Annotated in this window: 22 protein-coding genes; 21 read left to right on the top strand and 1 reads right to left on the bottom strand. The window is 38.6% G+C overall.

Annotation, left to right across the window (positions count from 1 at the left end):
• On the bottom strand, window positions 1–341 hold a 341-nt coding region (locus ACFFIT_RS00490; protein WP_385875390.1), incomplete at its 3' end, for a hypothetical protein.
• Window positions 342–404: 63 nt separating this feature from the next.
• Here ACFFIT_RS00490 and ACFFIT_RS00485 point away from each other — a divergent pair.
• From ACFFIT_RS00485 to ssb, 21 genes are all read left to right on the top strand, one after another.
• A complete protein-coding gene (locus ACFFIT_RS00485; RefSeq protein ID WP_385875388.1) occupies window positions 405–575 on the top strand; it encodes a hypothetical protein in 171 nt (56 codons plus the stop codon).
• 9 nt (window positions 576–584) lie between these two features.
• Window positions 585–809, top strand: coding sequence for a hypothetical protein (locus ACFFIT_RS00480; protein ID WP_385875386.1), 225 nt, complete (start codon window positions 585–587; stop codon window positions 807–809).
• On the top strand, window positions 806–1,048 hold the full coding sequence (locus tag ACFFIT_RS00475) for a hypothetical protein (RefSeq protein ID WP_385875385.1): 243 nt from the start codon (window positions 806–808) through the stop codon (window positions 1,046–1,048). Before ACFFIT_RS00480 ends, ACFFIT_RS00475 begins: the two co-directional genes overlap by 4 nt.
• 54 nt (window positions 1,049–1,102) lie before the next feature.
• A complete protein-coding gene (locus ACFFIT_RS00470; RefSeq protein WP_385875383.1) occupies window positions 1,103–1,690 on the top strand; it encodes a hypothetical protein in 588 nt (195 codons plus the stop codon).
• Between the two features lie 42 nt (window positions 1,691–1,732).
• Window positions 1,733–2,686 carry a coiled-coil domain-containing protein gene (locus ACFFIT_RS00465; RefSeq protein ID WP_385875381.1) on the top strand — a complete coding sequence of 318 codons (954 nt, stop codon included), beginning with the start codon at window positions 1,733–1,735 and terminating at the stop codon, window positions 2,684–2,686.
• 8 nt (window positions 2,687–2,694) lie between these two features.
• Window positions 2,695–2,826 carry a hypothetical protein gene (locus tag ACFFIT_RS00460; RefSeq protein WP_385875379.1) on the top strand — a complete coding sequence of 44 codons (132 nt, stop codon included), beginning with the start codon at window positions 2,695–2,697 and terminating at the stop codon, window positions 2,824–2,826.
• Between the two features lie 91 nt (window positions 2,827–2,917).
• Complete coding sequence (locus ACFFIT_RS00455) at window positions 2,918–3,073, top strand: hypothetical protein (RefSeq protein WP_385875378.1); 156 nt, start codon at window positions 2,918–2,920, stop codon at window positions 3,071–3,073.
• Entirely contained in the window at window positions 3,067–3,324 is a 258-nt protein-coding gene (locus ACFFIT_RS00450) for a hypothetical protein (protein ID WP_385875376.1), read from the top strand. The genes ACFFIT_RS00455 and ACFFIT_RS00450 overlap by 7 nt, the downstream gene beginning before the upstream one ends.
• A complete protein-coding gene (locus tag ACFFIT_RS00445; protein WP_385875375.1) occupies window positions 3,305–4,120 on the top strand; it encodes a PD-(D/E)XK nuclease-like domain-containing protein in 816 nt (271 codons plus the stop codon). Before ACFFIT_RS00450 ends, ACFFIT_RS00445 begins: the two co-directional genes overlap by 20 nt.
• 19 nt (window positions 4,121–4,139) lie before the next feature.
• Window positions 4,140–5,054, top strand: coding sequence for a phage recombination protein Bet (bet, locus tag ACFFIT_RS00440; RefSeq protein ID WP_385875391.1), 915 nt, complete (start codon window positions 4,140–4,142; stop codon window positions 5,052–5,054).
• 62 nt (window positions 5,055–5,116) lie between these two features.
• Window positions 5,117–6,244, top strand: a complete 1,128-nt coding sequence (locus tag ACFFIT_RS00435; RefSeq protein ID WP_385875373.1) for a hypothetical protein — start codon at window positions 5,117–5,119, stop codon at window positions 6,242–6,244.
• Between the two features lie 81 nt (window positions 6,245–6,325).
• The gene (locus ACFFIT_RS00430) at window positions 6,326–7,132 is read left to right on the top strand and encodes a DNA adenine methylase (protein WP_385875371.1); all 807 of its coding nucleotides are present in this window, start codon (window positions 6,326–6,328) and stop codon (window positions 7,130–7,132) included.
• Window positions 7,099–7,374, top strand: a complete 276-nt coding sequence (locus ACFFIT_RS00425) for a hypothetical protein (RefSeq protein WP_385875369.1) — start codon at window positions 7,099–7,101, stop codon at window positions 7,372–7,374. Before ACFFIT_RS00430 ends, ACFFIT_RS00425 begins: the two co-directional genes overlap by 34 nt.
• Entirely contained in the window at window positions 7,374–7,574 is a 201-nt protein-coding gene (locus tag ACFFIT_RS00420; protein WP_385875367.1) for a hypothetical protein, read from the top strand. Before ACFFIT_RS00425 ends, ACFFIT_RS00420 begins: the two co-directional genes overlap by 1 nt.
• Window positions 7,574–8,227, top strand: coding sequence for a hypothetical protein (locus ACFFIT_RS00415; protein WP_385875366.1), 654 nt, complete (start codon window positions 7,574–7,576; stop codon window positions 8,225–8,227). Before ACFFIT_RS00420 ends, ACFFIT_RS00415 begins: the two co-directional genes overlap by 1 nt.
• 308 nt (window positions 8,228–8,535) lie before the next feature.
• Complete coding sequence (locus tag ACFFIT_RS00410; RefSeq protein WP_385875364.1) at window positions 8,536–8,742, top strand: hypothetical protein; 207 nt, start codon at window positions 8,536–8,538, stop codon at window positions 8,740–8,742.
• Complete coding sequence (locus tag ACFFIT_RS00405; RefSeq protein WP_385875363.1) at window positions 8,739–9,002, top strand: hypothetical protein; 264 nt, start codon at window positions 8,739–8,741, stop codon at window positions 9,000–9,002. The genes ACFFIT_RS00410 and ACFFIT_RS00405 overlap by 4 nt, the downstream gene beginning before the upstream one ends.
• Window position 9,003: 1 nt before the next feature.
• Complete coding sequence (locus ACFFIT_RS00400; protein ID WP_385875361.1) at window positions 9,004–9,528, top strand: pyrophosphohydrolase domain-containing protein; 525 nt, start codon at window positions 9,004–9,006, stop codon at window positions 9,526–9,528.
• Window position 9,529: 1 nt separating this feature from the next.
• Window positions 9,530–9,859, top strand: a complete 330-nt coding sequence (locus ACFFIT_RS00395; protein ID WP_385875359.1) for a helix-turn-helix domain-containing protein — start codon at window positions 9,530–9,532, stop codon at window positions 9,857–9,859.
• The gene (locus ACFFIT_RS00390) at window positions 9,849–10,148 is read left to right on the top strand and encodes a hypothetical protein (protein WP_385875357.1); all 300 of its coding nucleotides are present in this window, start codon (window positions 9,849–9,851) and stop codon (window positions 10,146–10,148) included. The genes ACFFIT_RS00395 and ACFFIT_RS00390 overlap by 11 nt, the downstream gene beginning before the upstream one ends.
• The gene (ssb, locus tag ACFFIT_RS00385) at window positions 10,138–10,584 is read left to right on the top strand and encodes a single-stranded DNA-binding protein (protein ID WP_385875355.1); all 447 of its coding nucleotides are present in this window, start codon (window positions 10,138–10,140) and stop codon (window positions 10,582–10,584) included. The genes ACFFIT_RS00390 and ssb overlap by 11 nt, the downstream gene beginning before the upstream one ends.
• Window positions 10,585–10,661 lie beyond the last annotated feature (77 nt).

Raw genomic sequence — 10,661 nt, 5'->3', positions numbered from 1 at the left:
TCCTTGTGAGTTTGGGATAACACTTTTCGATTAGGTTCTAGGACTTTAACAGGCACAAGCGTGGCTCTCAGTGGCGCACTTTGTGATACTGGCGTAGTAGAAGTATCAATTTTGGACGCACTATTGATGATTTCATCTTCAATCACATCCGTGGCATGTACAGATGTTTCTTGTATAGAGTTAATAGATTTAGCAGATAAGGCCTTTTTTACGTAATAAGACCAACATCTAAAGGAGTTAAAATTGATATTATGCAAAGCAGCATAATCCGCCATTTTAAGCCCAGAGGCTGCGCGTGCTTCTAAATGCGCGATTTTTTCTTGTATTGTGTATTTTCTCATAAAGCATAATCCTCGATTGGTTGAAACTATGCTTATTTTAGTGAATTTATAGGCTTACTCTAGATGCGTTCCTCGGATGCTTACGAATCTTTAGTGTGGGGTTGGGGTTTAAATGCGCTTTCAGCAGTTACACAAGACTCTAACTATGCAGTTCATGAATTTATCATCACAGACGCTGAACCAGAAGAGATTCTTGCTGAGGTTGAGTCATTTGTTAGATGTGCGTCAAACTAGGGGGGATTTATGGAATTAAATGATTTAGAGAGTAAATCACTATCGGATTTGGCTTGCATGATAGAGCTAGCTTATGTGAAAAATTATAGTAATGAAGATATAAAGGCTATCAAAGATGCTTTTTTAGAAACTTGCAAGATTGAGTTGAGTTCTGCTTTATCTGATGATGACGAGACGGTTTGTGAGTTAATTCGTGAGGCAATTGAACAAGTATTAGAAGCGGAGTTAGAATGAAACTAAAATCAAAAGCACGCTTAAAGCGTGACGCAAAGAAAGCAGAGGCACTATTCAAACACAAGTGCGGCACTGTAGTGAACAAGGTCGAGAAAGCCGTTTCACTCTCTGAATTGCAGTTAAGAGACACAGTTAAACCAGAGGCGAGAATTAAAAGTGATCGCCCTATTCCAAATCACATCATTAATGCCAACGAGATAAATCGCTTAGGTTGGTATAGAAAAGTCGCATTTGCATAATTAAACACGACCGCCCTAGAGGCGGTTTTTTTTCGCCTAAAATTCGAGGTTAGCATGGGTAAAGTAACAAAAGAAAGTTTTTTGAGTAATGTAGCAGAACATAAACTTGAAGTTCTGCTTGATAACGGATTATATCGCCATTTGAAAGTTCGCAACCCTAAAACATCAAATCAGTGGTACCAAATAACAACTTGGCCAGATTATCTTTGCATCAGTGGCGACATGGGTTGTTTCACTTTTAGTCGCATTGAGGACATGTTTCAGTTCTTTAGAGATAAAGATTTGGGAGTATGTCTGCAATATTATGCTGAAAAACTTCAAGCTGGCATGCACTATCGTGACGCAGAAGGAATATTCAAAGAGTTCAGTATAGATGAAGCCAAAAAGTATGCAAGAGAACTCAAAAGAGAAAGAATTACTGAAGCAGGTAGAGATAAAGATGCCATCAGAAAAATTCATGAGGACTTTGAAAACCTTTTGAAAGCGGAAGAGGAGCATGAGTTTTACAGGGAGTTGCAAGATTTAGATTATGACTTATGTGACTTGCCTGATTTTTATGAGTTTAAGTACTACTACATATGGTGTTGCTATGCGATAGCGCACGCAATCAACCTATACGACCAATCCAAACAATCAAATTGACTAACAGCCCTCCTAGTGAGGGCTTTTTTATTGGAGCAAATTATGACTACTGAAACTATTGAGAAAGAAGAAATTGAAACTACTGAGGTTGATGTTATTCAAACCTTAATCGCACTGCCACCTAAGAAGACTGTGCTTGACGTATTCGTGAATAAAGAGAACGAGGCTCAGTTAATTATTGACCAAATCAAATCCCATTATAAGGGATTGGATGATGATTTATCGACAGATAATAAGCGCAAAACATTCAAAGCAGAAATTAAGAAAATTAAGACTGCTAACTCACGCCTTACTGAAATGCGCAAAGAAGAAACAAGGCGATTAAAAGAACTTCCAAACCAGATGGTAGCAACCAATAACTGGATTGAAGCTCAATTAAATGCTTTTTATGAGGAGCTTTACAAGCCACTAGCTAAAATTGAAGCTGAGGAAAAGCGCATTGCAGATGAAAAGAAAGCAAAGAAAAAGGCTGAGGAGCTAGCCAAGCAAATTGAGCTTGACCACCGCGAAGCACTAATCATGAATGCCGAATTCGACATGGAACGTGAAAAGGCAAGAATCAAAGCCGAGCAAGAGAAAAAAGAAGCAAACGAGAAACTTCAGCGTGAGCTTGAAGAGAAAGCAAAGGCAGAAGCGGAATATCAGGCTCAGTTGGCTATCCAACAAGCGAAAAATGCTGAATTGGAAGCGATAAGAGCCAAAGAACAAGCTGAAAAAGAAAAAGCTGAAGCATTAGCTAAAGCGGAAGAAGAAAAGCAAGCCGAAATTGCTCGAATCAATGCTGAAAACGAGGCTAAAGAAAAAGCTCGTTTAGATGCTGAGGCTAAGGCAAAAGCCGAAGAAGAGGCTCGCAAGGCGAATATTGAACACCAACGCACTATCAACCGAGCAATCATAGCTAAACTTGAAGAGTTAGGTCTTGATAGTGAAATTGCAACTGTTGTTCTTAAAGCTATGGCGAAGCGTGAGATTCCTAACGTAACCATCAACTACTAGGAGTTCATATGAAATTTATTCGAGTAGGGAGTTTTTTGTTTTTAGATTTAGGTAATCACTGTTACACATTTGAAGATACCAAAGATGGATTCAAGAAAATGTTTGAAACCTATTGGCATCACAGAGGATTGACACTATGACCAAAGCAGAAAAAATGGCTTGTTATGTTGTAGGTGCAATTGGAGTTATCGCTTGGGGAATAGCTATCTATCTAGCAATCGAGGTGCTGTTATGATTATTGTCTACGATAAAGCGAAGTTTGCAACCTTTTATCACGCTTTAAACGCAGGTGATTACATCATCTGCAGAGTCAGAACTGTTGTTGAGACGATTCAAAAATCAGGTTTTTCAGAGCCTGAATGTTTAATTCAGGAGGCTAAATGTTGATGAAAGTTAAAGCGCTTGATGACGAGCAAATCATTGAGAAAAACGCTGAAAAAATATGGGCTAATTTAAATCAAGCTATCGAATCGGCTTTGGGTGAATCTTTGGATACCTACCCAGATGAAATTAAGAAACTCTATGATGATTTGATGATTCAGATTTCAGATTTTAAAGCCGAGCGTGATTTAAAGATTCAACGCGATGAATTTCTTATTGATAGGTGGGAGTCAGATAATGAAAACAGGTATCTATGACAATCTTAGCAACGAGGAATACCACGCAAGTGAGGGAATATCCAAGTCGCAGTTAGATTTGATTGCTGTATCCCCAAGCGTCTATCTTTGGAACAAGAAAGCGCCTGTTGATCTTGACCGCTTGAAAGCGTTCGATATGGGTACCGCTTTGCACTGCCTGTTACTTGAACCTGACGAGTTTGAAAGTAGATTCGTTTTTGCGCCAAAAGTTAATCGAATGACAAAGGCAGGTCGAGAGGAAGAAGCTAAATTCATCAAGGAAAATCAAGCTGCTGGCATCACGATAATGACTCACGAAGAACATCATAAGTTAATGCTGATGCGTGATTCAGCTTTTGCTCACCCTGTCGCAAGGAAGCTGTTAGAAGCTCAAGGCAAAAGTGAAAGAGCAATCTATTGGCACGATGATGAAACAGGCGAACTGTGTAAAGCAAAAATGGATAAAGACATATCAGGCGCAAACATCATACTAGATGTTAAAAAAACGGCTGACATGGATAAATTCATGTACAGCGTTGAAGATTATCGCTATCACGTCCAAGACGCTTACTACTCGCACGGTTACTTTCAAACCTTTGGAGAATGGCCGAGATTTGTTTTTTTGGCTGTCAGTGAAACCATTAATGGCGGTAAATACCCTGTTCGAGTATTTGAACTTGAGCAAGATTGGAAAGACGCAGGCTCAATGCTGTGGCGTCAAAACTTAAGAACTTTAGCGGAAGCTAAGCAAAGTAATGCTTGGTTTGATATTGAAGAACTACAAATGCCTTATTCGGCTAGGAGAAAATATGAGTAAAAATACACAGGTAGCAGTAATGCCTCAAGCAGTAATTGAAATGGGTTTTAATGAAAACGTTTGGTCAGCAATGAAAAATAGTATTTATCCTGGCGCTAGTGATGATTCAATCGTCATGGCTCTTGACTATTGTCGAGCAAGGGAATTGGATCCAATGCTAAAACCTGTTCATTTGGTGCCAATGAGCGTTAAAGACTCGAAAACAGGTCAAAATGTTTGGCGAGATGTTGTAATGCCTGGTATTGGAATGTACAGAATACAAGCAGACCGCTCAGGTAACTATGCAGGTGCAGATGAACCAATATTCGGCCCTGATGTAACAGAAAATTTGGGAGGGGTAGAAGTTACGTATCCGAAATATTGTAAGTACACAGTTCGTAAAAAAATGCCTGATAACTCAATAGCGGAGTTTAGCGCTACTGAATATTGGAAAGAAAATTACGCTGTTCAGAAACGAGATAGTTTAGCGCCTAATTCTATGTGGAGAAAGCGCCCTTATGCTCAATTAGCTAAGTGTGCAGAAGCCCAAGCGCTTAGGAAGGCATGGCCAGAGATTGGTCAGCAACCAACTGCTGAGGAAATGGAGGGTGAAATCCATAGTATGGAAACAGTTGTCACCGCTAAGCCAACGCAAACCAAATCAAAAAATGTCGATGATATCTTGAAAGGTGATGTACAAGATGCCCAATTTACTGAAGTTGTGGAACCTGAAAAAAGCCAAAGCCAAGAAATCAACCTTGAAGAAAAATTAGCTTCTTTTATCGAGTACATTTCAAAAATCGGTAAGATTCCTGAATTGGATGATATCTACAAGAAAACAGTTGCTAAGTATTTCGCTAATTCGCAAGAGCATTTAGACAAGGCAACTGAAGCATACCAATTGCAAAAGGCTGACTTGCAGAACGCTATGCAAGATGATGACATTCCAGTTTAACAGTCAATATTTGCGCTCGCCAAAACAGGCGTGCGCAAAATTAAATCAACAGGGGTAACAATATGAATTTACGTGAAACAATAAGAAATTTAAGTAAAGAGGATAAGCAAGCTGTATATGCTACTTTAACTAGAAATGAACGCCTACACGCAGTGGCGCAAAATAGTGACTCAACAATTTATGCGTACGAAATACAACCTATGTCAATAATTTATTTTCGAGATGACAAGTGGGTTAACTATGTGAGTTTTGAGGTTATCGGTAATGCAGCTCTAGCAACCGACCACGCAACAACAATTCTCAAACGAGAAGAAGTATTTGAGCTACTGAAAGTGGAGGAATACAAGCTCGACAATTTACCAAAAAACGGTTGGTATGTTGAATTACCAGAAAATAAAGATGACATTGATTTAGATAAGTTAAATAAGGCTTTAAATAAAGAATATGAATTTTATCATGAAAATGGAGTGGATAAGATTTGTAAGTATTACGGCGTTATATCTGATACGTGTCTTCGTTGTACAGATTATTTTGAATACGTCAAAAACTTAGAAAACGTAACCCACTTATTCTTAAAACAACCAGAATACACCCTCGACAATTTGCCTGAAAAGTGGTTTGTTGAAATCAGTGGTGATGTTGATAGTGATTTAGTAGAGAAAACAATATCTAAACACATTAGACCTGATGCGCATAGACCATGCACATTATCTATCAAGGAATTAACTGTAAATAATATAGTATATGGAGTGCGAGGAGAAAATTGGTCTTGGAGTTCTAAAGATGATTATTCAAAAGAAGATGGATTCATAAACCTAACCCACCTATTCTTAAAGAAAAAAGAGGAAGAAATGGAAATAATCGAAATTAACGGTAAGAAATACCGAAAAATTGATACGCAAGGTAAGTTTGAAAATGGGGATATAATTATATCTAGGACTGATAGTAATGCTCACGGTAGATTCATTGGTTACAATTATTCTTCTGCAGTAATTCTCAGCGATACTTACAAGGAGGTTCTTCCGTCTTCTTACTTAAAACTCGAAGAAATCAAAACCAAGACTTATTACTATGCGATCTATAGAGACGAAGACGAACTTTATCATTCAAATTTTTATTCTTATGAAAATTTATTGAAGAAAGATTGCCCTGACGCACTAGAATACCGTTCATTTGAGGAACAACTCTAACCGCCCTAGCGTTAAACTTTAATTTACACGCTAACCGTATGCCCTTATGGGCTTTTTTTATGCCTGAAATTTGGAGTTGGTATGAAGCACCCTGCAGTCAGATATCACGGAGGCAAGTTTCGGCTTGCGAAGTGGATTATAAGTCATTTCCCAGAACATCGCGTTTATGTTGAGCCGTTTGGCGGCGCTGCTAATGTTTTACTTCAAAAAGAGCGCTCATATTCTGAGGTGTATAACGACTTGTCTTTTGATGTAGTCAACTTCTTTCGGGTACTACGTGATGAGGATAGTCGCAATAAATTAGCTGAATTATGCGCTTTGACTCCTTACTCACGAACTGAATTTTCACAGGCCTACGATGACACGGACGAGCCAATCGAATTGGCCAGAAGATTCGTGATTCGCGCTTGCATGGGTTTTGGTAGTGCAAGTGGCAGTAAAGGCGCATCAGGTTTTAGATGTGACAGTAAGCGAGAGTATGCAACACCAGCTCATTTGTGGGCGAGGTTTCCTAGTAATTTTCAGGCTGTAGCCGAAAGATTTCAAGGAGTAATTATTGAGAACAAAAACGCTATCGATGTAATCAAAAAACACGATACGTCAGAAACCTTGCATTACCTAGACCCACCCTATTTGCATTCGACTAGGGTCATGAGTAACCGCAGATACGACTGTGAGATGACTGAATCAGAGCATGTCGAGTTACTGCAGTTAGTTCAATCATTAAAAGGTCACGTTGTTATAAGTGGCTATGAATCTGAATTGTACAGCGATTTATTGCGTGACTTTGATAAGTTCACTAAATCGTCAAGGATTAGTGCGTATCGTGGTACCAAAGTTAAAGAGGAAATATTATGGGTCAGAAAAAATCAAGTCCCCTCGGTTTAAAAATTGAAGTCAGTTTTAATAATGCAGAGATACTAAATGATCAAAAGGTGTTAACTATCGTAACCAAGGAGGAAGCGACAGATAGCGAGGTAACAATTAAAGGGTTCAGCTATGACGTTAATAACGTGATAGACGAAACTAATGACGCTGAATTTACAGCAACTATTATTCAAATGGCTATAGAAAGGTTATCTATACTCAGGGATGAAATAGCCCAAAATAATCAATCAGAGGTGCATTGATGACTGATAAAAAACTTAAGTACTCAATCACTGTTACCGAGCATGACGGTAATGACCAATCAAGCAAGGGCGTGATGTTGTTTATTTATGACAACAACGAATTTCTAGTTAAGAAAACAGGGTTAGATGATATTGAAAAATATAACTTATTGGCTAAATCAACAAGGCTTATAGCGGCTTATTTAACAGGTGGTGGATAATGGAAAAGTTTGAAAAATGGCTCTTGAGCACTGGTGAGAATAATCTTTGCAAGGATGATAATGGCAAGTATTTACTAAATACTGTGCAGTTGGCGCTGGAGGCTTGGCAAGCAGGTTACGAGCTTGCAAAAGAGGAGCAAGACTCAAACCTCACTTGTGACCAATGTTGTAATGAATTAGGTATGGACGATGGTTCAATCAGGCTTTGCTGTGAGTGCAAAGGCAAAGAGAAACATTACGAAACCGAGACATATAACGATGAGAAATTACCGCCAGCTAACACGCCTGTTCTAGCTAGAGTGATTGGCTATGAGGACCCTTTACTTGTAGGTTACTGTGACGAAGAAAGAAAGTGGTATTTTCATTACGAAAATGAGTATTTTGACTGTGATACTTATGTTCAATGTTGGTGTTATTTGCCAGATTTCAGTACAGATAATACATACAAGAGCTGGACTAAGGTCAGAGATAAACAGCCTGAATTGAACCAAGAAGTAATCATGTGCCGAAATGGGGTTATAAACGCAGGTGCTTTTTATGCTAAAAATGAAACTGCAGGCGGTTTTGTTTGGATATATCAAAGTGGGTTAAAGACTGCTGTTGATGTTAATGATTATTGGCAACCATTGCCAGAACCGCCAAAGGAAGATTGATTTATGATTCTGTCTATAATTTTAATAATTGCATTATTTATCATTTACAAGCGAGCAACAGCCGAAGAAACACCATGTCCTGGTTGTAATTATCAGGCTGTTAATTGTTGCGATATTGATTACTGTTGCGAGAAATGCAGAGCTGAATACTATAAAAATCATGTTAATTTCGAAGATAGATTCGATGTTGGTTATGATTTGAAAGGACCGCATTTAATTAAAAAAAAGAAACACAACTAGAGCGCCAATGGCGCTTTTTTTATATCCCAAATTCGGGTTAAGTCATTTATCAAAAAGGAAACAATGCAATGAAAAACTTTATCAAGCTAGGCAATAAAATAATCAATATTAATGAAATTAAAAAGGCTCAAATAGAAAATTACATGGATTCAGATGGTTTGTATAAAAGGGGGTTAGTTATCTATTTCCGAGCATCAAAAGAACTTACAGGTACCTTGCACAAAGGTATAACTGAAATAGAGGAGCTTGAAAAAATGATAAGGGATGCACAATGACCGAAATAAAAGTATTTGACGCAGTGAAAAAAATTAAGTTCAAGCGCAACGGTTTCTATGCGCAAGACCTTGATATGAAGATTCACAGATTTAAGAACACTCCAACATTCAATGGTGAAGTTTGGGTTGATAACTTGGACGCTTCAAAAAAATACGTTGGGCTTTCATATCTTTGTGATGACTACGCTGAAACAGTCGTTTTTGGCGATAGCCACTCACTGATTGAAGTTAAGAAGAAGTCGGAATTTATAGGGGAATAAAATGAAAAATGCATTAATTAAACTGAGACAACAAAGCGATTTACTTCAATTAGCCGTTCAGGTTGTCGAATGGAACAATGTCGCGCGCGGTGATCATTTTGAAGTAACAGAGGAAGCAATCAATCATCAAGTTTCTCTAGTTAAAGAAGAAAGCGAAGAACTTGACTTAGCAATCAAAAATAACGATATCATAGAAATATATGACGCATTAGCGGATATCTTTGTTGTAAACAGCTATTACATCGTTATGCTTGATTCAGATTCTTTCTTAGAGTCGTTAAAAGACTCTTACGATTGGACTGTTGACAATAATTACAACATCGACTGCCTAATCGACTGCATAAAAGAAGTCATGCGCTCAAATTGGACTAAATTCTCTAGCTATCAGCTAACTAGCAATGAGTTTAATGTTGTTAAACGTGGTGGTTTATGGTTGCTTTTTGACAATAACGGCAAAATTAGAAAGCCAGAGTGTTACGAAAAGCCTAATTTGAAGCCTATTTTAGAGAAACACGGAGTTATTTGAAATGAGCGATTTAAGAAATGCGCACCTCTACAATTTCGGTGGCGGTCTCACTGAATGGGGCAAGAAAATCAGAGCTTTACGCATACGCAAAGGAATCACGCTGTATCAAATGGCTAAGTCTCTTGGAGTTGGTAGCGCCTACCTTAGCGGTGTCGAGTGTGGTCGAAAACCACAAGAGCCAGAATTTATGGTGATGTGCGAAGATTATTTGAACGCACTGCCAGAAAGCGGCCAATGGTCAGAGCCTAGCGACTTTGATTTGGATAATCGCAGAAAAAGCTTTGATGAATTGATGGAAGAAATTTTTGAGGAAGTTAATCATGGAAACTAAATTGCTAGAAGTAGTAAAAAATCACGAATGGGAAATCAAACAGCTTTTAGATGATTACATTGATGTTAAAACGCAAAAGCATGTATTTGCAACTCAGTGTAGTAGAGGTTTTTTAGATATCCATCTTACTGAAAATGATAAACCTGTATTTAATGGGTGCGATTGGAAAACAAAAAGTGAGGACTTTAGAACTGTTGACCAATTACCTTTAGTTGAAGATTTCAATACAGCAGTAGTGAAAATCACTTTCCACGAATTTGGATATAAGGAGTTAGGGCATGGCAAGTAAAGGTGTAAATCGCGTAATTATTTTAGGCAACTTGGGGCAAGACCCTGAAATCAGACGTACACAAAGTGGCGACCCTATCGCAACACTTAACATCGCAACAAGCGAGACTTGGCGAGACAAGGCGACAGGCGAGGAAAAGTCAAAAACCGAGTGGCATCGTGTTGTAATCTTTGGCAAGTTAGCTGAAATCGCTGAACAGTACTTGAAAAAAGGGGCTCAAGTTTACGTTGAGGGGCAATTGCAAACAAGGAAGTGGCAAGACCAACAGGGGATTGAGCGATATACGACTGAGGTCATTGTGCAAGGATTCAACGGCACATTGCAGATGGTTGGAGGTAGACAGGAACAGACTCAAACGCAATACTCAGGGGCTAGTCCGAACAATGCGCCAAGTGCTGTGCCGCCTGGGGGGGTTGATGATTCGATTCCGTTTTAAATTTGGTTAGTATATACTCAATGGAAATCAAGATGCAGGTTTTAGCACCTGAAAATTATCAGTCAGCCTTGTTCGTA

It is taken from the genome of Thorsellia kenyensis, assembly GCF_042432445.1.
Lineage (GTDB): Bacteria > Pseudomonadota > Gammaproteobacteria > Enterobacterales > Thorselliaceae > Thorsellia > Thorsellia kenyensis.
This window is presented reverse-complemented; position numbering and strand designations above follow the sequence as displayed.